The sequence below is a fragment of the Nonomuraea candida genome, from assembly GCF_000725485.1.
GTDB classification, from domain to species: Bacteria; Actinomycetota; Actinomycetes; order Streptosporangiales; family Streptosporangiaceae; genus Nonomuraea; species Nonomuraea candida.
This window is the reverse complement of the sequence record NZ_JOAG01000063.1, coordinates 61147-87460: the sequence shown is the minus strand read 5'-3', so window position 1 is coordinate 87460 and position 26314 is coordinate 61147. Positions and strand designations below refer to the sequence as shown.

Annotated in this window: 21 protein-coding genes; 11 read left to right on the top strand and 10 right to left on the bottom strand. The window is 70.8% G+C overall.

Annotated features, from left to right (window positions below; genetic code table 11):
- The first annotated feature begins 370 nt into the window (after positions 1-370).
- Positions 371-1612: an MFS transporter gene (locus IO39_RS39990; RefSeq protein ID WP_052423978.1), complete on the top strand. Its 1242-nt coding sequence runs from the start codon at positions 371-373 to the stop codon at positions 1610-1612.
- 167 nt (positions 1613-1779) lie between these two features.
- On the opposite strand, the gene IO39_RS59265 is transcribed toward IO39_RS39990, so the two are convergent.
- Together IO39_RS59265 and IO39_RS39980 are read right to left on the bottom strand one after the other, a co-directional pair.
- Positions 1780-4053 (bottom strand): hypothetical protein, encoded by a 2274-nt coding sequence (locus IO39_RS59265; protein ID WP_169789202.1) that lies wholly within the window; start codon positions 4051-4053, stop codon positions 1780-1782.
- Between the two features lie 168 nt (positions 4054-4221).
- Complete coding sequence (locus IO39_RS39980) at positions 4222-5196, bottom strand: NAD-dependent epimerase/dehydratase family protein (RefSeq protein WP_084774323.1); 975 nt, start codon at positions 5194-5196, stop codon at positions 4222-4224.
- 292 nt (positions 5197-5488) lie between these two features.
- On the opposite strand from IO39_RS39980, the gene lanL reads away from it, so the two are divergent.
- The 4 genes from lanL (at position 5489) to IO39_RS39965 (ending at position 11604) form a co-directional block, all read left to right on the top strand.
- Positions 5489-8329, top strand: a complete 2841-nt coding sequence (gene lanL / locus IO39_RS39975; RefSeq protein ID WP_157549595.1) for a class IV lanthionine synthetase LanL — start codon at positions 5489-5491, stop codon at positions 8327-8329.
- Positions 8326-10116 carry a S9 family peptidase gene (locus IO39_RS39970; protein WP_043635512.1) on the top strand — a complete coding sequence of 597 codons (1791 nt, stop codon included), beginning with the start codon at positions 8326-8328 and terminating at the stop codon, positions 10114-10116. Before lanL ends, IO39_RS39970 begins: the two co-directional genes overlap by 4 nt.
- 118 nt (positions 10117-10234) lie before the next feature.
- Positions 10235-10351: an ALQxL family class IV lanthipeptide gene (locus IO39_RS57075; protein WP_211267342.1), complete on the top strand. Its 117-nt coding sequence runs from the start codon at positions 10235-10237 to the stop codon at positions 10349-10351.
- A 197-nt stretch (positions 10352-10548) separates the two neighbouring features.
- On the top strand, positions 10549-11604 hold the full coding sequence (locus IO39_RS39965; RefSeq protein ID WP_043635509.1) for a radical SAM protein: 1056 nt from the start codon (positions 10549-10551) through the stop codon (positions 11602-11604).
- Between the two features lie 67 nt (positions 11605-11671).
- Here IO39_RS39965 and IO39_RS39960 read toward each other — a convergent pair whose 3' ends face one another.
- The 7 genes from IO39_RS39960 to IO39_RS39930 form a co-directional block, all read right to left on the bottom strand.
- Entirely contained in the window at positions 11672-13672 is a 2001-nt protein-coding gene (locus IO39_RS39960; RefSeq protein WP_245642550.1) for a hypothetical protein, read from the bottom strand.
- Positions 13673-13753: 81 nt separating this feature from the next.
- Positions 13754-15724, bottom strand: a complete 1971-nt coding sequence (locus IO39_RS39955) for a hypothetical protein (protein ID WP_043635505.1) — start codon at positions 15722-15724, stop codon at positions 13754-13756.
- Complete coding sequence (locus IO39_RS39950) at positions 15721-16836, bottom strand: 5'-methylthioadenosine/S-adenosylhomocysteine nucleosidase family protein (RefSeq protein ID WP_043635502.1); 1116 nt, start codon at positions 16834-16836, stop codon at positions 15721-15723. Before IO39_RS39950 ends, IO39_RS39955 begins: the two co-directional genes overlap by 4 nt.
- Positions 16833-17570 carry an NUDIX hydrolase gene (locus IO39_RS39945; RefSeq protein WP_043635499.1) on the bottom strand — a complete coding sequence of 246 codons (738 nt, stop codon included), beginning with the start codon at positions 17568-17570 and terminating at the stop codon, positions 16833-16835. Before IO39_RS39945 ends, IO39_RS39950 begins: the two co-directional genes overlap by 4 nt.
- A 187-nt stretch (positions 17571-17757) precedes the next feature.
- The gene (locus tag IO39_RS39940) at positions 17758-18423 is read right to left on the bottom strand and encodes a TetR/AcrR family transcriptional regulator (RefSeq protein ID WP_052423976.1); all 666 of its coding nucleotides are present in this window, start codon (positions 18421-18423) and stop codon (positions 17758-17760) included.
- 10 nt (positions 18424-18433) lie between these two features.
- Positions 18434-19084, bottom strand: a complete 651-nt coding sequence (locus tag IO39_RS39935; RefSeq protein ID WP_043635497.1) for a hypothetical protein — start codon at positions 19082-19084, stop codon at positions 18434-18436.
- Positions 19085-19245: 161 nt separating this feature from the next.
- Entirely contained in the window at positions 19246-19662 is a 417-nt protein-coding gene (locus IO39_RS39930; protein ID WP_043635494.1) for a DUF6086 family protein, read from the bottom strand.
- A 168-nt stretch (positions 19663-19830) separates the two neighbouring features.
- Between IO39_RS39930 and IO39_RS39925 the strand changes: the two genes are divergently transcribed.
- The gene (locus IO39_RS39925) at positions 19831-20235 is read left to right on the top strand and encodes a hypothetical protein (RefSeq protein WP_043635491.1); all 405 of its coding nucleotides are present in this window, start codon (positions 19831-19833) and stop codon (positions 20233-20235) included.
- A gap of 84 nt (positions 20236-20319) precedes the next feature.
- Here IO39_RS39925 and IO39_RS59260 read toward each other — a convergent pair whose 3' ends face one another.
- Complete coding sequence (locus tag IO39_RS59260) at positions 20320-20826, bottom strand: nuclear transport factor 2 family protein (protein ID WP_157549593.1); 507 nt, start codon at positions 20824-20826, stop codon at positions 20320-20322.
- 115 nt (positions 20827-20941) lie between these two features.
- On the opposite strand from IO39_RS59260, the gene IO39_RS39915 reads away from it, so the two are divergent.
- From IO39_RS39915 to IO39_RS39900, 5 genes are all read left to right on the top strand, one after another.
- On the top strand, positions 20942-21469 hold the full coding sequence (locus tag IO39_RS39915; RefSeq protein WP_211267341.1) for a nuclear transport factor 2 family protein: 528 nt from the start codon (positions 20942-20944) through the stop codon (positions 21467-21469).
- Positions 21470-21743: 274 nt separating this feature from the next.
- Complete coding sequence (locus IO39_RS55355; RefSeq protein WP_157549591.1) at positions 21744-22520, top strand: hypothetical protein; 777 nt, start codon at positions 21744-21746, stop codon at positions 22518-22520.
- Between the two features lie 828 nt (positions 22521-23348).
- Positions 23349-23582 (top strand): hypothetical protein, encoded by a 234-nt coding sequence (locus IO39_RS39910; RefSeq protein ID WP_043635480.1) that lies wholly within the window; start codon positions 23349-23351, stop codon positions 23580-23582.
- Positions 23579-25636, top strand: a complete 2058-nt coding sequence (locus IO39_RS39905) for a hypothetical protein (protein ID WP_043635477.1) — start codon at positions 23579-23581, stop codon at positions 25634-25636. Before IO39_RS39910 ends, IO39_RS39905 begins: the two co-directional genes overlap by 4 nt.
- Position 25637: 1 nt before the next feature.
- Positions 25638-26216, top strand: a complete 579-nt coding sequence (locus tag IO39_RS39900) for a hypothetical protein (RefSeq protein WP_043635473.1) — start codon at positions 25638-25640, stop codon at positions 26214-26216.
- Positions 26217-26314: the final 98 nt, after the last annotated feature.

Below are 26314 nucleotides of genomic sequence, written 5' to 3'. Positions count from 1 at the left end.
CGCCTAGTGACACGCCGCATCAGCGTGCCCGCAAGCGTTTCCGCAGCTCACAGCCCAGAACTGTGTGCTTTTCTCGCTACACATCTGCGGAACGCAGGTATTGCGCTGCTGCCCTAATCGCAGAGGCCATCTCCTCATCACGGGAGGTGGCCTTTGAGGTGGCGTGAATCTGGCCGAGACGCTCTTCTCCTCCCATGTGTGGCGGTTCTCCTCGAATGCGTGGCGGGCGCGGACAGCCTTTCGGCGGAGATCATCGCCGTTGACACGAACTGCCTCGTCTGCTGGAGTTCAGGGAAACTCCGCGAGCTTCGCGTGTTTTCGTGTCCGGCTCGGAGGAGGAACCTCCGGCTCCGTACGTTACGAACGGCGAATGATCGAGAACAGGAGCAGAACTCTGGCGCCGCGCACACGATCCCTGCTGCTCCACCCGAACTTCCGTAACTACTTCGCGGCGCGCACGATCTCCCTGCTGGGCGACACGGTGCTGCCGATCGCGCTGATCGCGGCGGTGCTGGCAGAGGGCTACGGGGCGACCGAGGTGGGTTACGCGCTGGCCGCCTCTCTCGGCCCCACGATCATCCTGATGCTGTTCGGGGGCGTGCTCGCCGATCACTACCGGCCGAAGCCCATGCTGGTCATCGCCGACATCGTGCGCTTCGGCGCGCAGGCCTGGCTGGCGGCCGACCTGATCACCGGCCAGCCGAGCCTCACGACGATCCTCGTGACGCAGGCCGTCTTCGGCGTGGCGACGGCCCTGTTCCAGCCCTCGATCTCCGGCATCGTCCCCGAGATCGCGCCCGGCCAGGTGCAGGAGGCCAACGCCCTGCTGCGGATCGCCGAGTCCACGGTCACCCTGTGCGGCCCGGCGCTGGCCGGCGGCATCCTGGCAGTGGCCGGGCCGTCGCCCGCGATGGTGTTCGTGGCCGGCACGTGCCTGGTCAGCTGCCTGCTGGTCTGCCTGCTCAGGCTGTCCGGGGACGCGGCGATCGGCCGCCCACATGTGCTGCGCGACATCCGCGAAGGCTGGCACGCCTTCGCCTCCCGGACCTGGTTGTGGTCCGTCATCGTGGTCTTCGTCGTGCTGGGGCTGACGGTGTTCGGGCCGTACCACGTGCTCAGCGCCACCGTGCTCACGCAGGCGCACGGCGCCTCCGTCTACGCCCTGCTGATGTCCGCCTTCGGTGCGGGCGCTGTTCTGGGCGGGTTCCTGGCGTTGCGGCACAGTCCGTCCCGGCCGCTGCTCTTCGGCGCCATCGCCCTTTTCGGGTTCGCGCCGCAGTTCCTCTTCATCGGGCTCGGCGCTCCGATCCCCATCGTCGGCGTGAGCATGTTCGTGGCGGGCGTCGGACGTTCCTACTGGGGCGTGATGTGGTCGGCGTCGGTACAGACGCAGGTGCCCCAGAACCTGCTCAACAGGGTCCTCGCGTACGAGATCACCGGCTCGATGATGCTGGTCCCGGTCGGGCGCGCCTTGTCCGGCCCGGCCGCCGAGGCCGTCGGCGACTCGACCGTCCTGCTGACCAGCGGGCTGATCATCACCGTCGGCTGCGCGGTCCTCATCGCGGTACGCAACATACGCGACCTTCGGGGGAAAGCCGAGGTGTCCTCATGAACAACCGGCCACCCACCTGCCCGCTCTGAACGCGCTGCCGGACTTCGAGGTCTCGGCGGTGGCGACGATCACACCCCTGGGTGTGGACGTCCGCCACCGGGAGATTCAAGGTCACACACGGGGACATGGCAGGCGCATCGGCAGGGGCGGCGGCTGCCGGCGCCGGGTCAGGTCATGGTGGTGAGGGCTCTTCGGCAGTGGTGGAGCAGTTTCTCGTCGGCGGCGATCTGCCCGCTGCCGTATCCGTCGTCGGACGCGTTGTGTCTGCGCACCCGTCCCAGCTCTGCTTCCAGGAGCGGCCGGGCCTGCGCCGCGGCCTGCCCGAGCTCCGTGCACAGCTCGGCCACCTCCGTCCGGGTGTACTTGTTGAGGTCCCACACGCGCGTCACCACCGGCAGCACCGGCTCGGGGTCGCCGGTCAGCCGGTACAGGGTGCGGGCGGCCGCCAGCGGGACCCAGCCGTGCGGGTCCTTGCGCCTGGCCAGGCGCCGCAGCAGGGCGATCCTGGGCTTCGCGGCCCGGTCTCGCTCCGCCAGCGCTGGGGCCAGGTCGCCGAGGAGGTCCACCGCCGCGTGGATGGCGTACTTGTCGTCCCCGCCGAGGTAGCGGTCCGCGACGGCGGCGGCCGCGTCCACGTCGCCGGTGACCAGCCACAACGCCTTCGCCGCCCGGAGGGCGGGGCCGCGCCGGGGTGAGGCGGCGGCCTCCCGCAGCAGCGGCGCGCACGCCGCGGCCGCGGGCCCGATCGCCGCGAGCGCCGCCAGCAGGCCCTCGGTGACCGGCCGTCCGGGCAGGCCGGGCCGGTCCGGCCGGTCGGGCAGGTCGGGCAGGTCGGGCAGGTCAGGCAGGTCAGGGAGGTCCCCGGTGGCCGGCCCTCCGAGCAGGTCGGGCAGGGCTTCGGCGGCTGCCGGCCCGATCCTGGACAGTGCCCAGGCGATGCTCTCGTGGCGGTGGTCACCCGGCTCGCCGGCGGGCAGGTCGCGCAGGCGGCGGCGCAGCAGGGGCAGCAGGGGTGCGGCCCGCGGACCGTACCCGCCCACGAGCTGGGCCACGTCCCTGGGCATACGCTCGCGCTCCAGCGCCCAGGCCAGCATCGGCAGCGCGCGATCGTCCCGCATGCCGCTCAGCGCCCGCAACGCCGGGCTCATCGTCGGCTGGTCGCGCGGCCATTCGATCACCCACGGCAGCTCCTCGTCCTCCTGCGCCGTGTGGTCCGCCACGCGCCGCTCCGTGACGGCCAGGACCTCCGCCAGGTCGTCCGCGGCGGGCGCCGCCAGCTCGCCCAGATCGTCGAGCACGCCGACCGCCCGCGCCATCACGACCGCGCCCGGCCGCCCTCTTCCGCACCCGTCGCGTACGCGTTCGCCGAGGACGGAGACGAGCCCGGCGTAGTCGCCGCGCCAGTTCGCGAGCAGGACGTGCGCGGGGCCCATGGCGTCCACCTGGCACTCCCAGTCGGGCGAGCGCAGCAGGGCCGTCAGGAGGTGTACGCGATCGTCCACGCGGTCGCCCAAGCCCTTGGAGATGGCGTGCACGAGCTCGCCCGCCCGTGGCGCGAGCCGGCCCGCGTCGCGTTCCTCACGTCCCCGGCGCAGCGCGCCGATCAGGGTCGGGGTCTCGAAGCCGGCGGGCGGGGAGACCGGGGGTGTACCGGTCTCGTAGAGGGCGGCGAGCAGTTCGAGCGCCTCGCCGACCTCGACCGCCGGGCCGCCGCCCAGCGCGGCCAGCTCCGCCAGCGCCACCAGCCTGACCTGCGGGTCCGCCTCCACCGCCAGGACCCGCCCCAGCCAGTCGCGTACGTCCGCCGCCCCGCCCGGCACGCCCTCCCCGCCGCCCGGCACGTCCGCCGCCCCGCCCGGCACGCCCTCCGCCCCACTCTGTACGTCCTCCGCCCCGCCCTGGCGGCGGCCCAGTGCGGCCACGGTGCGCACGATGGCCTCCCGTACGCGCGGATCGCCCTCGCTCCCCAGGCGGCCGGTCAGGCTCGTCACCGCGGCCCGCGCCCCGTCCACGCAGGCGGCCAGGAGGCCGGCCACGGCCTCGCGCACCTTCGGATCGGGGTCGCCGAGCAGGCGCTCCCACAGCGGGAACGCGGCGGTCACTGCTTCGTTGGCCTTCTTGTACGGCCCGCTCAGCTCGGTGGGGTCCTCGGCCGAGGCGATGCTCGCCAGCAGCCCCACCACCTCCGCCCGGCCCGGCAGATCCGGGGCTTCGGCGACGCGCAGGAGGAAGGGGATCGCCGCCAGGGTGCACGGGTAGACGTCGCCCTGGTGGTGCACGGCGCCGTACATGCCGTCGAGGGCCGTCTCGCGTACGGCGGGGTCAGGGTCGGCCAGGTCGCGCAGCAGGCCCGGAACCTCCGTCGCGGGGCCGTAGGCGTGACGCATCCGGCTCCACCGCACGTCGCCCAGCCCGGCGAACGGGTCCAGTTCAGTCGCCATGGCGGAGATCCTGCCGCAGCCCACCGACATTCCGGCCGGCGGCCCCACGAGGCACGGCACTCCCGCGCCCTGACGCCGTGGCGCATGTGGACGAATCCCGGCGTCCCCGCCGGGAGCCCGGGGAGCCCGGGTGCCCGCCGCTGGGGAGGGCGGGCACCGTAGCGTTGCTCAGCTCGCCAGGGCCGCGTCGTCGGCGGCGGCTTCCTCCTCGCTCCAGGGCACCGGTGAGGGGTTGGCCAGGTGCCACCGGACCGATTCGGCCACTCTGACCGCCGGGTCGCCGGCCGTCCAGCCGAGCAGGGCGGTGGCCCGGGCGGAGGAGACGAGGATGTGCTGGGCGGGCGCGCCGGTGAGCGCCAGGGCCGGGGGCAGGGCGTCGTCGGGGACGCGGACGAGCTGCGCCGGCGACCCGGCGGCCGCCAGGATCTGGCGGAACCAGCCGCCGACGGTGACGGTGCTGGACTCGCCGATGGTCAGCACCTGCCCGTCGGCCGCGCGGTGGTCGAGGGCGGCCAGCACGGCGGAGGCCAGGTCGTCGACGTGCAGGCGGGTCCAGAGCAGGTTGGCCGCGCCGACGGGGATGCGGTCGCGGCCGGCGCGGACGCGGCGCAGGATGATGTCCTCGCGGCGCTGCCCGTCGTGCGGGCCGTAGATCATGGGCAGGCGCAGCACCACGGCGCCGCGCGGCAGCCAGCGCTCCTCCACGTCGAGCTTGTCGTAGTCGGCCGGGATCCCGGGCAGGTTGGCGTCACGGTAGGGGTGGCGGTCGTGGCGCAGCTCGGAACTCTCGTCCAGCGGCACGGGCGACAGCTCGCGGCCGGTGTTGAGCCCGACGAACGCCTGGTAGACGTCCACGCTGGACAGCACCACCGTGGGCACCTCGGGCAGCACGGGCAGGACCGCGTCCACGTCGGCCGCCGTCAGCGCGTAGGCGTCGACGACCGCCTCGGGCGCGAACTCCTTCACCCGGGCCGCATGATCGGCCAGCGAGCGCCTGTCGGTGTGCAGGAACCGCACTCCGGGCGGCAGCTCGGCCCGGGTGCCTCCCCGGTGCACCACCAGGACCTCGTCACCGCGCTCGGCCAGCCGGTGCGTGATGCGCCGCCCCGTGAACCCGGTTCCTCCCAAGATCAAGACACGCATGTCAGCAATCCCTTCATCGTCCTTCCCCTGAATTTCTACGGCCTGCCTCCTCCGGCGCGGGCGAGTACGGGTTGCGCTCACAGCGATCACAGGGAACGGCCGGCGCGCTGCGCCAGACCGCGGCTTTCATTCGGTTCCAAGGCGGTTCCAAGTCGCCGTGCCTATACCTGGAGTCGGCCAGGGGGCTGGCCAGCCGACAACGGCAGCGCCAACGGCAGCGGCAGCGGCAGCGGGTTCACGCTGATCGGCCGGCGAGGCACGCCAAGGGGAGACGCTTGTGGGGGAGTTCGGGATGGATGGGCGCGAGGTGCGTGACGACCGGATCGACCTGGATCGGCACGTGCTGGAGGACATCGCCGGAGCGGCCCTGGCGCGCGCGGACCTCGCGGCCAACGGCGCAGAGAGCGTCACCACGTGGGAGTTCCGCAACCGCCGGCCGTGGACGTATGTGACGCCGGTGGGCGTGGCGCGCCAGGCGCAGGGCTGGAAGTTGCACGTCTCGGCGACGCCGCTGTCGGCGCCCGTGGTGCTCGCCCGCGCGGTGGAGGTGCTGGCGCGGCACCGGTGCCCGTTCAAGTTCGCGGCCACGCTGGCCGAACTGTCCGATCTGGTGGCCAGGGAGCAGGACCGGGGGGCGATGGGCAAGTTCATCACCGTCTATCCGCCCGACGACCGGGCGGCGACCGCGATCGCCGAGGAGCTGCACGAGGCCACCATGGGCCTGCCCGGGCCGCGCATCCTGTCCGATCGCGTCTACAGGCCGGGCAGCCTGGTCCACTACCGCTACGGGGTGTTCTCCGCGCCCTTCGTGCTGGACAACGACGGCTCCTACGCCTCGCGGCTGACGGCCCCCGACGGCACGGCGGTGACCGACAAGCGCAACGCCTGGTACTCGCCGCCGCCGTGGGTGTCCTGCCCCTTCGAGCCGGGCGAGGCCCCGGTCAGGGTGGCCGCGCCGGAGGCCGTACTGCTGGCCGGCCGGTACGTGGTGCGCCAGGCCGTCCGGCACAACGCCAAGGGCGGGGTCTTCCTGGCCGAGGACCGCGACACCGGCGGGAGCGTCGTCGTCAAGCAGGCCCGGCCGCATGTGGGCGCCAAGCTGAGCGGGCGTGACGAGCGCGACAACCTACGTCACGAGTGGCGGATGCTCGGCCTGTTCGGGCCGCTCGGCGTCACCGCGCGCCGGGTGGCGCTCTTCGACCAGGACGACAGCCTGTTCCTGGTGCAGGAGCAGCTGGAGGGGAGCGTGCTCACCGCGTGGACGGCCGAGCGCGCCGCCGGCGGCCCGAGCCGGCGGGAGACGGTGCTGCGCCTGGTGGGGCGGCTCGTCGACCTGGTCGCGACGGTGCACGAGCAGGGCTACGTCGTACGCGACCTGACCCCGAACAACGTCATCGTCACCGGGGACGGCGACGCCCGGCTGATCGACCTGGAGACCGCGGCGATGCCCGGCACGCCGGTCGGGCGGGCCCGCACCCGCGGGTACGCGCCGCCGGAGCAGGAGCGGGCCCCCGTCCACGGGCCCTGCCCCGGTGTCGAGGTGGACCTGTACGCGCTGGGCGCGACCGTGTTCCACCTGGTGACCGCGTGCCAGCCGATGTTGCCGCCCGACGAGGGAGAGCGGGCCAGGCCGTGGGACTCCCGGGTCCGTACGCTGGTCGAGGTCGCCGCCTCCGGCGATTCCCTGGCCACCGAGCTGGCTCCGCTGATCCTGGGCCTGATGGCGGAGGATCCCGCCCGGCGGTGGGATCTGGCCCGAGTCCGCGCGTTCCTGTCCGGCTCGGAGCCGCCCGCGCCGCCAGGCGCCCACCGCCTCGGCGCCGCCGAGCAGGACCGGTTGCTGCACGACGGGCTGGCGTACACCTGGCGCGGCATGCGCGCGGGCTCCCCCGACGACACGTGGCTGTGGCCCGGCGCCGCCGGGTACGGCGTCACCGCCGATCCGTGCGCCGTCCAGTACGGCGCGGCCGGCGTGCTCCACCTGATGGCCTCCGTGGTGCGGCCCCAAGCCGCGCCCCTGCCGCGCGAGCTGCGCGCCCGGCTGATGGCGGGCCTGCGCGACGGCGCCGGCTGGATGATCCGCCGGCTCGCGACCGAGCGCCGCCCCTCACCGGGGCTGTACTTCGGCCGGGCCGGCATGGCCTGGGCCCTGCACGAGACGGGCACGGCGCTCGACGACCACGAGGTGCGCGCGGCGGGTCTCGGCCTCGCCCTCGGCCTGCCGGTCAGCTGGCCGAACCCGGACATCTGCCATGGCCTGGCGGGGACGGGGATGGCGCTGCTGCACCTGTGGCACGTCACCGGTGACGCGACGTTCCGCGACCGGGCGGGCCTGTGCGCCGACGAGCTGCTCAAGGTCGCGCGGCGTACGCCGGACACGGTGTTGTGGCCCATCCCGCAGGATTTCGACTCCGCGCTGGCGGGGGTGGTGCACTACGGGTTCGCCCATGGTGTCGCCGGGATCGCCGCGTACCTGCTGGCGGCCGGCGTCGCGCTCGGGCGCGAGGACTGCCTGGACACGGCCGCCACCGCCGGTCGCACCCTGATGGACGCGGCCGTCCGCCAAGGCGCGGCGGCCTGGTGGGCGGAGGGCCCGCACGGCGGGGCGAGGCTGCCCCACTGGTGCAACGGCTCCTCGGGAGTCGGGACGTTCCTGGTACGCCTGCACGCGGTCACCGGCGACCGGCGCGCGCTGGAGCTGGCGCGGGCCGCGGCCGTCGCCGTGCACGGCCACCGGCTGCGCTCCGGCACCGCGGCCTGCCACGGATTGGCCGGGGACGGGCAGTTCCTGCTGGACCTGGCGGAGCTGACCGGCGAGCCGGTCCACCGGGAGCAGGCGAGGGAGCTCGCGGGCCTGTTGTGGGCGCGCGCCGCCCTGCGCGACGGGCTCCTCGTGGTGCCCGACGAGAACGGCCTGGAGGTGACGTTCGGCTGGAACACCGGGCTGGCGGGCGTGCTCGCCTTCCTGTGGCGGCTGCGGCACGGCGGCCCCCGCCCGTGGATGGCCGACGCCGCGATCGGCACGGTGTCCGTTCACGACGCCTCCGTTCACGACGCCTCCACTCCCGACGCCTCCACTCCCGACGCCTTCGCTCCCCACACCTCCGCGGCCGTCCTCGGGAGGGCGTCATGAGCACCCTCCGGACCCTGCCCGTGGAGCTCCGGCGGATCAACTTCCGGTTCTCCGCCACCGGCGAGCACGCCGCCTGCCTGGCCGCCCATGGCCGCGCCCGGCTCATGCCGGAGCTGTGGGACCTCACCGGCCCCGCGCCCCGGCCACGCCTGGTCCCGACCGGGGACGGCGAGGACTCCTGGACCTTCCCGCTCCCGGTCCCTCTTCCTGTCGGAGACGGCGGCGTGCTGCTCTGCCGCCACGGCCGGGGATCCGCCCGGCTGCTGCTCGCCGTCCCCGGAACGGACGGCGCGGCGGCCGGGGAGCACGTACTGCTCACCTCGCGCGGCAGAGGGTTCGGGCTCGTCGGCGGCGTCACGCCGGGCACCGCCGCCCTGCTGTTCGAGAGCGGCGAGCGCACCAAGGTGTGGCGGGTGTCCGGGCAGGCCGAGCCTCCCGAGCCGGTCACCGAGCTGCCCGGCGCGGCCGGCGGCGGCGTCTGGCTCGACGCGGACGGCCGGCGGCTCGCGCTGGCCCGCCCCGAGCCGGGCGCGGGCGGCACGATCGTCCTCGACCTCGCCACCGGTCTCGCGGCGCCGCTCGAAGGACTGCCGGACGGCGAGCACCTGCTCATGGCCGCGCCGCGTACCGGGGTGCTCCTCACCGCGACCCGCCGCGATGGCACGTTCCAGCTCGGCGTACGGCACCGCGACGACCCGGCGCCGACGCTCTTCCCCGAGCGGCTGAACCGCGTCGAGGGCACCGTCACGCCCCTGGCCCTGGACCCCGGCGGGCGGCATCTGGCCCTGTCGGCCGTCCGCCGCTGCCGTTCCCACCTGCTGCTGCACGACCTCGTGGCGGACACCACCGTCGAGGTGGAGCTGCCGGCCGGGACGTTGCAGCAGACGGCCCGCTGGACCGCCGCCGGGCTGCACCTGCTGCACGCCACGCCGGAGCGCCCGCCGGGCGTGCTCACCCTGCCCGATCCGCTCCGGTCCCCGGCGCGAACCGCCGCCGGGGAGCACCCGGAAGGCTGGACGCCCGCGCGGACGGTGGACTATTCGGGCCCGGCCGGGCCCGTCGAGGCCATCGTGTACGGCGATCCGGTGGCGAGCGAGCAGGTCGTGCTGGCGTTGCACGGCGGCCCGGAGGCCGCCTGGCACTTCGGGTTCGAGCCGTTGTTCCAGCGGATGGCCGCGGCGGGCATGGCGGTGGTCGCGCCCAACCAGCGCGGCAGCACCGGGTACGGCGCCGCCCACCGCGACGCCATCCGCGGCGCGTGGGGCGGCCCGGACCTGGCGGACATCCTGCGGCTCGGGCGCGCGCTGGCCCAGGCCCGTGGCCCGGCCCGGCAGCGGCCGATGCTGTACGGCATCAGCTACGGGGCCCACCTGGCGCTGCTGGCCGTCGCCGCGGAGCCGGACCTGTGGGCCCGTGCCGCCGTCGTCGCGCCGTTCCTGTCCGGCCCGGAGCTGTACCGGGACGGGCCGCCCGGCGTACGGGCGCTGCTCGACCGCCTCGGCGGCCGGACGGAGCTCGGCGACGCGCTCGGCCCGCGCGACCTGGCCCGGCTGGCGGGCCGGATGCGGCGGCCGATCATGATCGTGCACGGTGCGCAGGACCCGGTCATCCCGGTCGCCCACTCCCGGCGGCTGCACAACCGGCTGCTGGCGGCCGGCCACCCGGTGGCGCCGGTCTACCTGGAGATCCCCGGGTCCGGCCACGACCCGCTGGTCTCCCGCGAGGGACACCTGGTCGCCGACCGTCTCATCGACTTCCTGCGCGCGGGGACGTCCGTACCCGCCTAGCAGGAGCCGGTCCGCCCGCGCGCGGACCCACAGACTCCGGCCCCGTCATTGCCGGCGCGGGCCGGTGGCAAGGCCGTCTCGGAGCGAGCGGCACAACGGTCAACGAAAGGACATCATCATGGAGCTCGACATCAACGCCCTGGACATGCTGCCCGCCGCCCAGGAGTCGGAGCTGTACCCCTGCGTCAGCACCTGGCTCTGCGACTGGACCTGCTACGCCACCTTCACCTCCTGACGCGTGGCCGTCGTGATCATCGTGCCCGGCCCTGACCGGGGCTGAGCACCGGAGGTGGTCCCGTTCCGGTACGACCCGGAACGGGACCACCGTTCACCGCCCATCACGGAATCGGCGCCTCTGGCGGAGGCCGGCCCGCGTGCCAGGAGAAGCCGTCCGTCGCCCCACGCGTCCGGCAACGAGGAAAGGACCAAGCCATGAGCACCCCGCAGGGGCCCAGCGACGTCATCTGGGACATCACCTACGCCTGCCCGCTGCGCTGCGTGCACTGCTACTCCGAGTCCGGCAGACGTCCGGCCCGGCAGCTCGGCCACGACGAGATGCTCAGGGTCGCCGACGCGATCAGCTCGCTGCGCCCGCAGGCGGTGGAGTTCGCCGGCGGCGAGCCGCTGCTGGTCAAGGGCCTGCTGGAGGTCGCCCGGCGGATCGGCGGAGCGGGGGCCGCGGTCAACCTCTACACCGGCGGATGGCTGTTCGACCGCGGGTGGGCCGAGGAGGCGTGCCGGGTCTTCTCCCGGATCACCGTCAGCGTCGACGGGGCGAGCGCCGGGGTGCACGACCGGATCCGCGGCCGGGCCGGCTCGTTCGAGCGGGCGATGCGTACGCTGGCCATCCTCGACGACCTCTCCGGGGAACGGGTGGCGCGCGGCGGCGACCCGATCGAGTTCGGGGTCGACTACGCGGTCCTGCGCGCCAACCTCCACGAGCTGGAGGAGTTCTGCCGGACGGTCGCTCCCCGCTTCCCGAACCTGCGCTTCCTCACCTTCGCCGCCGCGGTGCCGTCCGGCCTCGCGAGCAGGCAGGGGTTCGCCGAGCACGAGCTGCTGGGCTTCGACGACCTGCGCGCGCTGGTGAGCCGCGAGCACGCCGAACGCCTGCGCTCCCTCGCACCCCGCTCGGTGCGGGTCATGACGTCGGACAACATGGTCCTGATGATGCATCCGGACCTCGTGTGGCGCTACGGCTTCCCCATGCTGCAGGTGGAGCCGGACGGCGAGGTCCGCGCGATGCCCATCTACGAGGGCACCGTCGGCAGCCTCCTCACCGAGGACGCCGGCACGCTGTGGGAGCGCGCCAGGGAGAGGTGGCGCGACCCGTTCGTCGTGGAGGCCCTGTCGGCGGTCCGCTCGATGGAGGACTGGGCGGAGGCGACCCGGCGCATCGACCGCCACTTCGGCACCCCCGAAGTCCGCCACCGCATCGACCACCGCCCGCCGTACGTCCCTCGGCCCCGCGCGGCGAGCGCTCGATGAGTCCTCCCAGACGTAGGCGACGCCTCTGACGCCGCCGGCAGGCCATGATGCGCGGAGCGGCCGAGGTTCAGTGCTTGCGCTTCTTCCGGCGGCCCCGGGCGCCCGGCGGCCGGGTCGGGACGAGGCGGAGAGGATGGCGGGCGGTCCTGCGCAGTGGCTCGGCCACCAGCTCGCGCAGCTCCCGCAGCCCCACGGCGTCGTGGTGCCCGGAGGCCAGGATCGCCGCCACGAACTCGTACGCGTCCCCGCCCCCCATCGTCCTGAGCTGCTCGACCAGCCCCTCGGGCCCCGCCAGCTCCAGCACCGACAGGAAGTTCTCCGCCCCCAGCAGCAGGTGCTCCCGCTCGCTCAACGACCCGGGATCCAGCTCCCCGGCATCGACGAGCTGCGTCCACACGGCCGGCCCGAGGACCGGGTCGTCACGCAGGTCGTGCGGCAGCCGCCTGCCGGGAAGGGCGTCGGCCAGGACGCGCAGCATCGCCGCCACCCGCGTACGGAACGGGCAGTCCCGCACGGCCTGCAGCAACGTCTCGACGTCCTGCCCCGGCCGGGCCAGCCACCCCTGGATCTCCGCGGCGGCGTCCTCCGGCGGATAGTGCTGGGCGAGCACCCCGAGCAGCCCGGCGGGCGGGGCGGTGGCCAGCTCGCCGACGAGAGGAGCGTCGCGCCCCTCGGCGAGGAGGCGGTCGCGGACGCCGCGCACGCCGAGCGGGGTGAGCCGGACCAGCGGGAGGTCGGGCTCGGCGAGGGCGGCGCGCAGGCGTTCGACGGCGTCCGGCGGCAGGGGCTGGTCGTCGTGGTCGAGGTCGCTCGCGTAGAGAGGGTCGGCCGGTCCGCGGATGAGCTCCACGGCCCCGAGGTCGGACAGGACCTCGAACACGCGCCCCAGGTCCCGGGCGACCTCGCGGCGCCAGAGATCACGCAGGCGCTCCTCCTGCTCGTCGAGAACGAAGTACTCCTGGCAGGCCAGCCACACCGTCTCTTCGAGCCGGACCACCGGCAGGTCGTCGAGCCCGTACATGGTGTTGAGCACGTCCGGCAGGACCTCCTCGAAGACCTCGGCCAGGAGGGGCACGGGCCGCCACGTCCCGACAGGCACGGTGACCTCCCGGCCCAGCTCCGGCAGCACCTCGAACGCGCGCCGCCACAGCGCCTCCGGGTCGCGCAGCAGGGGCGCGGCCTTGGCCACGCGGTAGATCCGGCCCTTGGCGGTGCGGGTCAGGCGCAGCTTCCCGGCCCAGGCGAGCAGCAGGTTGAGCTGCGGCAGCTCGGTGGCGCTGCGGACACGCAGCCGCTCCTCGCCGGTGCCCAGCAGGGCCGACACCTCAAGGGCGTCGGCGACGCGGAGGTTGCCCGCGCTGGTGAGGGTGCGGCCGTCCTTGCCCACCCAGTCGGCCAGGGTGACCAGACGCCGGACGCTCCGGCTGCGCGCGGCGGCCTCCGCCAGCTCCGGCGCGGGAGGCAGGGAGACGGGCGGCTGGGGGAAGGCGCGCTCCTCGGTGACGCCGCCGTTCAGGAAGCGGTTCTGCACGATCTGGTCGAGAACCTGCTCGTCGTACGGAACGCGCCCGGCGTCGAGCTCGCGCTGGAACCGCTCGAACGCGCCAGGAACGGTCAGATCGACGCCCTGATCGAGGGCTGTGTGCGCCCAGAACGTCGCCACCCCGCGCAGCGTGGGGTCGTCGAGCGCGGCCGCGTACTCCGTCCGCGCCCCATCGATGATCTCCTCCGCCTCCGCGAGCGTGGCGCCGCGCGGGTCACGCAGCCCCGTGACGTCGAGATAGCGCAGGTACGTGCGCAGCACCTCCGGGGCGAGGTCGAGCTCCTCGCGCGGGGCCGTCACCTTGTACGGCACGTACCGCAGCAGGAAGAACCTGATCCGCGCGGCGTCCCAGTACGCCAGCCGGCCGTCACGGCTCTCGTGCCGCGCGTCGACGGCGGCGGAGAGCAGCAGGTCGTCGACCGGATGCCCGCGCTCCTCCGCCCAGGTGACACACCGCCGGATCAGCAGATCCTTGGCCGCCTCGAACTCCTCGGCCTCTTCAAGCTCGAACCAGGTACGCACCACCCAAGCCTCCCACTCCTGCCGAGTTCGGCAACCCGCTACCGCCGCCCGGCCATCAGCAAACGCAGGAGTGTTTGAGCTCGCCTATTCGGGGTCGGGGTCGTTCAAAGCGGCCGAGAGGTTTCCCGTACGCAGCTCCTGCTGTTCGACCCACCTCTTTCCCTCGGCGGCGATTCCTTCCAGAACGTGCAGGGTGTGCGGAATGCCTGCCGCGTCCAGGGACACCTTGGACACCGCCCCGGGGCTCTCGCCCAATTGCAGCTCCTCGAACCCGGAACTCACCTCGACGCTGATCTCACGGCCGTTGACGAGCGTGAGCTGGAAGGTGTGTTCGTCATTGTCCGACTGGCTGACCCCTACGGAGGCGACCGCTTCGAATCGGTAATTGAGCCTCTGCCAGTCGTGGAAGGTTCCGTTCAAGAAGTCGAGCTTGACGGTGATCTGACGAACGCCTTCCTGCGTGATGAGGAAGACCAGGAGCTGGTACTTCTTGTAGCGCCACGGACCGCCACGCAGCCGCGCACGCTCGCTCGATCGAACGGGGGCCTCGATGAAGGCGTGCGCGATGACGTCGCTCATGGTCAGCCTGTAGTGCCGCAACGCCTCCTCAAGGAGGACCTTTCTGTCGCAGTCCAGCCATCCGGCCATCTCCGCGTCACGGGGCTTGTCCGCCATCCTTGCGCACCACCGGGTGAAGCCCTCCAGGTCGGACTCCAAGGTTTCCTCGCTCTCGGCCGCGTCCGCGGCGTACCGGCGGCGCTCCAGAACGAGGTGCAACCACGTGTGGGCGCTGATCCATCCAGAGATCAGCAGCAGGAGGATCGTGACGATAGCCGGCGCAGGCTCGACCGGCACGGCACCGACCGCTGCCCAGCCGCCTCCGCTCGCGAGGGCCAGGAGTCCGAGGATCGCCAGCGCTCTGGTTCGGCCGGGAGTGGCGAGTTCTGTGCGGTAGCTCCACAGGGTGCCCTTCCTGCGGCCGACCGCGGCTTCTTTCGCGCGATGCCGGATGAGCCAGGCGATCTTGTCGACCCCGATCCCTGCCTCTCCGTAGACCGCTGCCACCTCGTCGCGCAGGCTTCGGCGGATTCCCTCCGTTTCGGCCTGCCACCTGTCACGGTCCACCCCTGAGGGGAGGTACTTGGCGAAGTAGTAGTCGATTCGGTGCTCGACTCTCTTCGCGTAGCTGCCGCGCTCGGCCTTGGTCCTGGGGCCCAGATACTCCCTGTCTTTGGCATGACGGCGTACGACTCGGAAGCGCCAGTCCGCGGCGTTCCGTCCGCCGACATAGGCGCCGACGATGCCCAGGAGATAGGCGAGCACGAGGAGGATGCGACCGCTCTGCAGGATCAGGTAGCCGAGGTGGGCCACCGCCATGACCAGCACAGCCGTGGCCGTCCCGGCTCGGGCCCAGATACCCGGAGGTGTGTCAGCTGGCTGCGGGACACGGCGACGAGGCTCCGCCGGAGCCGGATGGAAGAACTTCCAGATCCGGTCCTTCCGGTCAGCGGCCATCTGGTCCGTCAGCGCCTTCGTCAGCGCCAGATGCCACAGATGGTTCTCGATCGGCCCGTCGAGGTACAGCTCCAAGTGTTCCAGAATCAGACTGCGTTGCGGTTCGCGGAGCGCGTCAAGGTCTTTGACGACGACTCGGATGTCCTCCTCGGCCTTGCCCGCCGTCTCCAGGAGGCGGTCGATGATACGAACGCCGTCGCGCCATGGGTCCTCGCCCCAGAGCCGCATGATGGCACGCCGGTCCCGGAGCTGAGCCGTCTCGTCCTTGGTCAGCTCGTGGCGTGTCCGGCCACTCACCATTGCGAGCAACCAGTAGAAGTAGACTTCGTTGGTGGCGTAGCTCGCCATGGCCTCGTTGATGAGTTGCCGGGCAGGCTCCGGCATGCGGCCTTTCAGGAAGTACACCCCGGTCCGGAACCTGGCCTCGGGCGGGTCCTGCGGTGTCGTCATGTAGATGGCATCGACATGAACTGTCCCCGCTTGCACCCCAACGGGAGAGTCGACTGCCACGTTCTCGACGCGGCGCCCCGGATCGGTCATGACAGGGCCTGAGCCAGGGCGATGATGACGGTGAGTTCGGCCGCCAGGTCGGCCACGTCGCCGACGAGCCCGCGCAGCTTTTTCAGCGCCACCGTCAGCGTGTTCTTACGATCGGGCGCCTTCGTCTCCAGCGCCTGGTCGGCCGTGACGAGCTCCGCCTCGGCCGCCTTGTACGTCGCCTCATCCAGGCGTCCGTCCGCCCACGCCTGCCACAGCCGGGAACGGAACCCCGCCAACGCCTCCGGCAGGTCCGCCGGACGGGGGGTGTCAGGGGTGATCCAGATGCCGCCGTGGACAGTGCCTGCCTGCACTCCCACGTGGGCGTTTCCGGTGGCGATGTTCGTGTTCGTCTCAGGCATGACGGGACTCCTTGTCGTGGGCCCTTCTGTGGACAACTCCTCGGCCAGAGCCGCGGCGAACGTGGCCGCGTTGGCGACAGCTCTCGGCTGCCACTGCTCGCGGTCCGTGGCTTCCTTGGTGCCGTCAGCCCGGTCGCTGATGCCCCGGATGACGACGACGGGCACCTGGTTCAGGTGACCCGCCTGTGCCACGCCGGCACCCTCCATCTCGATCGCCCGCGCGTCGTTGTAGTGCTCGCGAATCCACCGGGCGTGCTCGGAAAGCCGGGAGTTCAGCACAACCTCCCCCGCGGCGATCGGCCCGAAATGCACCTGCGGACGCGGGTCGAGATCCCTGGCCCAGGAGCCAGTGCGATGCAGGTGTTGAGCGACCTGGTCAGCGGCGTGCGAGGTCTCCCAAACCCGGGGACGGCTCTTGAAACCATCGTCTTCGCTGGTGCCGCCGTGAAACGCGTACACGTGGGTGGCCACCACGACATCGCCGAGAGCGATGTGCTCGTGCAGCGCGCCGGCCACGCCCACGAAGAGCAGCGCGGCCGGCCGGAACTCGGCGATGGCGCGTTCCGCCAGCACTCCTGCGGAAAGGTTGCCCTTGCCGACGTGGGCCAGGACGACCTGGCCTCGCCCGGCTGCCAGCCGTCCCACCTCGAAGAGAGTGCCTTGGGGATGCCGGTGCAGGCGTACGCCCACCAGCCTTTCGCGGACGGCCTGGTATTCCAGGTCGAGTGCGGTGAGGATCACAACCGGGCTCACTGCGCCGGCTCCTTTCCGTTCGGCGATTCGGCAGGACGGATCATCGGGGGGTACAGAACCTCGCGAGGGCCGGCCCTGAACAGCCGGGCTGGGCGCCCGGTCGCGGCCTTGCGGCGTGCCGAACCGGCCGGGAGGATGAAGCCGTCGGTCTTCTTGATCTTTCGGTAGAAGTTCCGGGGATCGAGCGACATCCCCCACACCGCCTCGTACACGTCCTGAAGATCAGTGATCGTGAACGTCGGCCCGCAGAAGGCCGTGGCGAGCGCGGAGTGCTCGAGCATGGTGCGGGCGCGCTCGATGCCGTCCGTCACAATGCGCCGGTGGTCGAAAGCGAGCTCCAGCTCACCGGAGAGCACCAGGTCGGTGGGCTGCCAACCGGCGTCGGCGGCATCGGTGCCGGCAGTCGGCTCAGGCAGCCGGGGGGCGATGGCCAGGAAGGCGACGCTCACCACCCGGCCCCGCGGGTCGCGGCCTGGGTTGTCGTAGACACCCAGTTGCTCCAGCCGGAGTGTCTCGACGTCCAGGTCGGTCTCCTCCGCCAGTTCTCGGTGAGCCGCGGCGACGAGGCTTTCCTGGGAGTGCTGCAAGAAGCCGCCCGGTAACGCCTGGGCGCCTTCGTACGGCTCGACGCCGCGCTCGACGAGCAGCACATGCAGACGAGAAGCGCGCAACGTGAGGATCACCAGGTCAACGGCGAGCAGAATGGCGGGCGGCTCCCATCGATCGTCGCTCATGCGCCCGACTTTATGTTTTTGTCAAACTGACAAGAAGTAGCGTCGTGGTTAGCTTTAGCCATCTACAGGTGGTGCGCGGCCGTCGCGCTTCCCGTGCCGCAGAGGCTCGCCAACTTCACGCCTCGTGTGCCGCGTTCCAGGGCTGGCATGCCGGAGACGGTACGCCGCCCTTCCGACAATTTCCGTGTCAGCCGCGCTGAGGATCGTCCAGCCGGTCGTGGGGTGACGGGTTCAGGAGCTCGCGGGCCAGGGCTTCGCCCCACCACCGCTCGACCCGGTCGGGCGACCAGCCGCGTTCGGCGGTGAGCGTGGTGTAGACGTCGATGCTGCACAGGCCCGCGTAGATGTCGGCGGCGGCCGGCACGTCCAGGCCCGGGCGCAGGGTGCCGGCCGGCCACGAGGAGAACACCGCCACGCGGGTCTCGTCGGCGCGGGCGCGGCCCTCGCGGTAGAGGGCGGCCAGCTCCGGCTCCGTGCGGGCGGCTTCGCGCAGGGGCACGATGACGTCTCCGGCGTGCTCGAACAGCCGCCGGTCGAAGGCCGCCATGACCGCGAGCTGCCGCTCGGGCGTGGCCTCCGGCGCCTCCAGCTCGGCGAGCTGCCGGGGGAGGTCGGCGGACAGGCCGGCGGCGTCCGCCAGGGCCCGGGTCAGCCCGACCTTGTTGCCGTACACCGAGTAGACCGTCGGCACGGAGACCCCCGCCTCGCGCGCGACGTCGCGTACGGTGGTCGCCGTCCACCCCCGCGCCACGAAGAGCCGGCGCGCGGCCTGGGCGATCTCCGCGCGGGTCTCCATCGCCTGCGCCGTGCGGCGGAGCGAGTCGTAGCGGCGCCGGGTCCCCTCTTCGCTCATGAGGAGGAAGCTATCGCAGCAGCAAGGAGATGCTGTACGCCACTATCCAGGTGACCCAGCCCAGCCACCCGATCAGCCCGGCCGGCCCGAGACGGTTGCCGCCCTCGGCGTTGTACGGGGCGGCGAGCGAGGAGACGAGCAGCAGCGCGGCGCTGAGGTAGCCGAGGCCCGCCTGCCAGCCGGGCACGAGCCCGCCCCCGACGCCGGCGGCGGTGAAGCCGAGCAGCGCCATGGCCAGGAACGCCTGGTTGAACCCGAACAGCACGTTGCTCATCCCCCACACGCCGGCCATGGAGCCGCATCCGTGGCGGGCGGCGGTGGCCATGCCGAACCGGAGCGCCTCGACGCAGGTAAACGTCGCGTTCTGCAGCAGCACGCCGGCGAAGCCGACCAGCGCCCACGCCCGCTGATCGGCGCTTCCGTCCCACAGCAGCGACAGCAGCCCCGCCGCGAAGAGCGTGAGGCACAGCCATGTCAGCGGCACGAGCACCGACGGCTTCTTCAGCGCGTCCGCGATCTTCTCGTACGAGGTGGTGGCCGCGTCCAGGCCGTCGCCCGAGGTGGGCAGCGGGAGGCCGGAGCGGAGGTAGATGACGTTGACGACGACTCCGAGGAGCACGAACCCGATCCCGCCCAGCCCTGACAGAACGATGAACTCCATGCCGGCACTCCCCCACCCTTTGAATTAACGCCACTTATATTGAATATATAGCACGTCATTCGGAAACCGTGCTGCCCGGCACGAAGGGGGACGACCAGGTTCGGCGGGCGGTGCGCGGGCGGTGGGCGGCCGCTCAGCGGGGCATCGCCCAGGCAGGCGGCTCAGCGGGGCATCGCGCGGGCGTGCCGTGCCACGAGCTCCGCCCATCGCCCTGCGGCCCCCACCGCGGGCAGCTCGGTCGAAGGCCCGCTCACCCGCACGTCCCGCCACCCGTCGCCGCCCGATCGGACCGGCTCGCCGCCCCCGCGCTCGACCAGCACCAGCGCCGTGGCGATGAAGCCCTCCATGAGAGCGTGCAGGACGGGATGGTTCGACCGCTCGTACCGATCGACCAGCGCGCTCACGAAAGCGGTAAAGACCTTCAGGTCGATCTGGCACTCGTCGTCCCGCATCGGCCCGAGCCCCGTCGGCAGGCCCGCCTCCGGCGCGAGGGCCTGGGCGGATCGCAGGAACAGCGCCGAGACCCCGTTCGAGGGGTTCCACAGGACGTGATCGCCCACCTGGTAGTACTGACTCACCGCACCTCCTGAGCGTCAACCGGGCATGCCGGCCCTTCGGCGCCGACGGGGCGGTGCCGTGTCAGCGACCGCGTCAGAACGGCGACAGCCCGGTATCAGCGCGAGCGGCGATCGTAGACGCATGAACGGTTCAGCAAGAACCGTCGCCACCCCGCGAAGGAGCACATCATGTCGATCATCCTCACCGCCCAGGACGCCCAGACCCTGCGCATCGCCGGCTGGGGCGCGGTCTCGCTGATGTCCGCCGCGGGCGCCGCCGGCTCGGCCCACAAGGTCGCCACCGAGGGCTCCATGGCCCTGACCTCCGCGACCGGCCTGGTCGGCCACGTGCTGGCCAAGGCCCCCAAGGGCGTCACGTACGGCAGGACCGTCGCCACCCTCGCCGACCAGGTGCTGCCCGCCCTGGCCGCCTCCATGAGCCTGCTCCGGCAGCAGGACCCGGCCGAGGCCGACAACTTCCGCCGTACCGTCACCGTCGCCCTCGAAGCCGCCACCCGGAACCAGCAGGGTCAGCCCAGCCCCACCCTCGCCGAGATGGCCCGCAAGATCACCGAGGCCCTCGACGCCGCCTGATGAGCTGCCGGCTGACGACATGTCCGTCACGGGGTCCTTCGCAGGGACCCCGTGACACCGGCTCATCGACCTCCCCGGACCGGCTCACCCCACCGGCGGGACGTTCCCCCAGTACTCGTGCAACGCGCTGATCCGCTCGCCCGCGACCCTGACGATGATCGTCTCCCAGTTGAGGTACCCGGCCGTGGAGGCGGAGGCGCCGCGCGAGTCGTACTCGTACAGCACCCGATCCCCCATCACGGTGACGCCGCGCCGCAGCCCCTCGACCCGGTTGCCGTTGTCAGCGTGGAAGCGCGCCCACGCGGCGATGGCCTGCCGCCCGGCCTCGCCCTCGTGCCGCCCGCGCCACTGGCCGTCGGGGAACCAGAAGGAGAAGCGCGGCGTCAGCATGGCCAGGAACGGCTCCCACTCCCCCCGTACGCCAGCCCTGGTCGAACCGGTCCATCGCCCGGTCGGCCACCCACCTGACCCTGCCCGGCCCTCCGGCGTCGGCCGCCGCACGGGAGGCGGCGCCCAGGACGGCCGCGCCCGCGAGTGCGCCGGCGGCGGCCCCGAGCAGCGTCCGCCGCGACCCGGCCCTGGAATGATCATCGGCCATCCGGGTGTCGCTTCTGTCGATCATGAGATGGGATTAGAGCAGGAGCACCCGAAAGATGGTGTGAACGGCCGTCGGCGGGACCGCCCGATTTCCGGAGGACGAGGACAGATGACTGATCGCCAGGCGATGGAACGCATGTGGGACGAGCACACCGCGGCCGAGTTCGTCATCCGCGACGTGGACGCCACGATGCGCACGATGACGGACAACCCGAGCGTCATGCACGTGCCGACCGGCATGGGAGGAGTCGGGTATGACGGCGTACGCGACTTCTACCGGCAGTGGTTCGTGGGGCGGAACGCGTCCGACATGTCCATCGAGTCGCTGAGCCGCACGGTCGGGGAGGCGAGCATCGTCGACGAGATGATGCTCACCTTCACCCACGACCTCGAGATCCCGTGGATCCTCCCCGGCGTGCCGGCGACGGGCCGGCAGGTGCGGGTGCCGGGGATCGCGATCGTGGGCTTCGAGGGGACGTCCGTCGCCAGCGAACGCATCTACTGGGACCAAGCCTCCGTACTCGCCCAGGTGGGCCTGCTCGACCAGGAAACGGTGAACCGACTGCCCATCATCATCAACCCCCACGGTCTGCTGACCGGCACCGTACCCCCGAACCAACTGGCCCAGCCTCGGTAGCCCGGGTTGCCGGGCGGCTCACGTACCGCCCGAAGGTGCCCACGCTGTCCGGGATCTTGCCGGTCAACGCCCAGCCAGCCGCCCACACATGTGACCGCCTGCCCATGGAGGTGAACCTGCGGGCCGCCCGCCGCGTACGTCCTGACATCTCAGCATCTGCGAGCCGCGGTGAGAGATGCGGGAATTCTGAGCGATGTATTGGAGTCGGGTTTCAACACGGACAGTCGAGGCACAACCAGCCATGCGAGAGCGTCTTGCCGTACCCCTCGTAGCGTTGACCGCATCAGCACTGGCGAGCGCATGCCAACAACAGGACGGCACTCCCGTCGACACGACACCCCTCCCGTCGATCGCCTCCCCGCCGTATGTCTGCGACTACATCCCCCTTGACGCGGTACGCCTGATGACGGGCGTACAAGACCCCATCGTCGACGGGAAGTTCGACATGAAGGCCGGCGAGAACGTCGGGAGCTCACAATGGGGCAGTGGCGGATGCTTCGTCTACCAGCCAACCGGCGACAAGCCGAAGGTCCTGAACGTCAGCCTGTCTCCCGACGGAACCGAGGAAGAAGTCGTTTCCCGTATCCGCAAGGGCGCCGGCCGCCTGCCTGAGATCGTCCCCGGTTCGGTCGGCTTCTACTTCCAGGATGGCAGCGCCGACAACACCCAGGCAGCCGCGGTGCTGGTCCACGGCCAGGACCGCGTGACCGTAGAACTCGTACGGGGCGTCAAAGGCCGCGACAACGCCGCCGACGCGGTGGCACTGATGACGCTGATCGCCCCCAACCTGATCCTCGACGCGACACCCAGCACCAGGAAGACCACGATGACGTATCGACGGCTTGCAACGCAGCGAAGACAGCGCATCCATTGCCATCGAGCTGCAGGACCCTTCTCCGTCCACCTTGCAAAGTCTGGGCAATGCGAAGGCCAGAGACCGGGGAGCAGATCTGCCGAGCAGCCTCGCTCCTGGCTACAGCGCCCTCATAAAAGGACACAGAAGGAAACACCGTTGGAGCAAAAGCACTGGCTTGGACGACGGACGGCATGAAAGTGCTGACCATCAAAATCGCCAGAGGAGCCCCAGGCCGAGAACACCGAGCCGACGCCGTCGAGTTCATTCGCCAACTGCGACCGATTCTCCTCCCCTGAGCGGCAAGGCAGGAGCACTAAATGGGAAGGACCCGACAATGACTGACGCCCCTAATCCCCGCTTCTACGATTATGTCACCCCCATCACCGTCTCACGAAAGCGACTCCTAAGACTTCAAAGCCGACAGGCCGGTCAGGCGGGAGGAGCTGCGCGACCTGAACGGACGACTGCTCGGACGTGTGTGGACCGACGATCGCCGAGCTGCGAAATTCACTCGCATCGAGAATCCGAGCCCGGACATGGCCTATGTGAGGGGCCGGGTCAGCCAAATCCTCGCGGCAGCGCATGAGGCGGGGATCCTCGCCCGCCAACTCCTGGACCCCTCGCGGTACGCACCGGACTTCGAATTGCGTGTAGCACCGTAATACATAATTGGCGGGGACCAGGCCACCACATGTCTGCTTCTTCCAGCCGGGCCGGCGGCATCCGAGCGTCCAATCGACCTCCTCCGAACCGCCTCTCGTGGGATCTTCATCGCTCCGCCGACACACGCCCCTCGTCTTCGCGTGAGCAGTCCCCGGTAGAGAGCGCGCCGGGAAGGTACGCCTGCCGTACAGCCGTAGCGGATCGTAGGCGTGACAGCTCCTCGCGGATGTACGCACAGAGCCCGCGGCTCAGCTCAATCGTTTCCCTGGGAAATGTCAAATAGGTTGGCTTCGCTAACAATCGACTCGATTCGGGCTATCGTCGTTGGGGGGCCGTGAGAGCCGTACGAGGAGATCCGGGATGCCTGGTCTTGATCGCGAGGCGATGCAGGCGGCAGCAGAACGCATCCAGAAGTTATCTGATGACAACTGGTGGACGCTGCACCCTTCCTGCAGCTTGATGGCTGCCCGGGCCTGGGTGGGTGAGAGCGGGAGCCGCTTCGAGCAGAACCTGCACAATCGTCAGCGTGACCTACGCGCGATGCTGGCCAGAGCCGTCGCGGCCGCCAAGGACGAACTGGCGAGCATGCGATGAGCTACAGCGGAGTCAAGCAACCCGAGTTCGACACCCTGGTCGCCCGCCACGCCACTGCGGCGCTGCAACTGGAGGATCTGGCCGCGACATTGCACGGCGAGCTGACCGCAGCAGGGCTGAGCACCGAACCGGCCTTGCGCATCCGTGCCATGGCCAAGGAGGTCAGTGCGGAGGTCGACGATCTGCGGCGGCGCCAGCGCATCATCCAGGAGATGGAACGCATGAAGGTTGTTTACCGCGATGTCACGCCGAACGGAACCATGATCGCCGTCCCTGACTCAGTGGCAGCCGCGCAAGGGCTGCTGGATGGCACGCTGGCCGCGAATGCGGTGGCCGCCGCCGGCCGCGGGGACAAGGCGGCGCTGGCCAAGCTGCGAGGGTACGCCGACAAGACCAAGGACCCGGAGTTCGTGAAAGCGTTCCTGGCCAAGCTGGGCGCCAAGGACATCACTGAGCTACCGGCTGCGCTGGGGCTGCAGGTGCGGGCCAACGTCATGTCGCAACGTGATCCGCAGCAGATGGAGCAGATCAAGCAGGTGATGAAACTGCTGTCCACGGCGCTGGCGAAAGGCACCGATCCCGACGATGAGGCCTACATGGGGCAGGCGTACCTGGACCAGCTCGTGAAGGAGGGGCGGGCGGAGCACAAGGCGCTTGAAGTGACCTACGTCGGTTACCAGGCTCAGGCGCTCATCTGGCGGGCCAGCGAGGGCAAGCCGCCCTTTTCGAAACGGTTCATGGAGGTCGTGGGCCGGGACGTGATCGTGCATCAAAAGGAGCTGTCGGATTCCCGTACCCCGTACGCCAACAGCATGGATCTGGCCACGGTGCTCGGCATTAGCGATTCCATGCAACCCGGCGGGCCACGCATGGGACAGCCAGGAGAGCCGATCAAGGCCAGCGTCATCGACGACCTCTCGCAGGCCGGGAAGTATTCGCTGCCGGCGGCGCAGGCGTTGCTCTTCCACACCCCGAAGGGCTGGAAGAAGTCCGTCATGGAGCACCTGCTCACCGACCGGCTCGGCGGCTTCAACAACACACGCAACCAGGGCCCGTTCGCCGGGCTGCTGCAAAAGGCCCTCAGCGGCAAGGACAAGGAGTCGCTCAAGTACGCCAACAACGCCCTGATCATCCTCAAGAAGGAGCTCGACGGCGTATTCGGACGAGGCTCGGACGGCAAACTCGAAGTCCGCGATCAGAAGAAGCTGGATCGGCTGTCCTTCCTCAGCGGCCCGATGGGCAGGATCATGGCCGCCCACATCGACATGGTCTTCGGCGTCTTCGATGACGAGGCGCCCGCGCTGAAAGGCATGGACCGTGCCGAGATGGATCGGCTGCTGCTCTTCGCCGGCCGTGACGAGGGGGCTACCAAAGCGCTCTTGGGAGCAGAGGCGCAGAGGATCCTTGCGAAGATCCAGGAGTCCTACCGGCGGGACGGTGGAGAGAGCCTCAACGAGGTGTTGATCCCCGAAGCCCGTTTTATGGGACACCTGCTCGAAACTCGACGACTGGCCCTGCTATCGCAGGCCAAGACTGACGAGCAGGCCAAAGCGGAGATGAAGAGCCTGGTTGGAGGCGTGCTCGGCGAGCTGACCGGACCCGTGGGCAAGATCGCCACACGGTTCGGCGCCTGGGGTGACAAAGCACACGAGAAGCTCACGCCGATGGCGTTCGAGAAGCTCTCGGCCTTCCTGGCCGACCGGCTGCTAAGAGAGGGCCTGTCCATGGACTCAGCCCTGCGGGAGGCGGCCAACGACCGCGAAATGGCCATGTGGATGACGCAAAAGATGATCTTCGGCACCAGGATCGCGTTCGGTCGTTGGAGCCGCAGCTCGCTCGAAGACGCCAAGGGCAGGTCGTTCGTCACGGACAGCGATCCGCCTGAGCTCAAACCGATCGACGAGATCCTGGCCGATCGGAAGACCTTCGACGAGTTTCTCGATTGGGCGCGTTGGCACACCAAGGTCGAGAGCAGCACACAGACCGCCAAGGAGGCCATGGACAACAGCGCTCTGTTCGACGTCCACAGCAACCTCGGCATCGAGCGGTACTGACATGGTCACGCGCGCCACGGCCACCGCCCTCGCCGCCCTCTTCATACTGACGGTCAACGCCGGCTGCGTCCAGCAGAGCAGCCCACCACCGACCAAGACGACCGCCGCGCCGCAACCGGTGACCGACTCCAGCCCTTACTGGTGCGACGTCATCCCGCAGGAGGCCATACGGACGATCAGTGGTCTCGCCATACCGCTGGACGAGAACAAGGACGGCGTTCCCACCACGCATGGCGCCTGCTCGCTGCGGAACGAGTACAACCGCTTCTCACTCAACTGGTCCATCCGTGACGGTGAAGGAGCGCTTGATCGCGCCCGCGCGAACTTCGGACGAAAACAACTTTCGGAACTACCGGCAGACCTGGGAAGGGGGTTGATCGCGTACACGGGGAACAGCCCCAGGACGAAGCCGTACGTCGCGTTCATGCTGTTCCGCTGCGACGATAACCGGCCCTGGATGGGCATGGACGTTTCACAGGTGGCGCAGGGGCGGGACCCGGTCAAGGACTTCACTGCCCTGCTCCGGATCGCCCGCGAACGCTACGGCCGGCTTCATGACTGCGTCCCAGAAGCGGCATGACCAACCCTCGCAGTGCATTCCGGCTCGGTCGCAAGGGAGCACCCGCGTTGGTCATGTACGGCCTCGCAGCCGCTGCGGAAACGGTCATACGTGCAGCC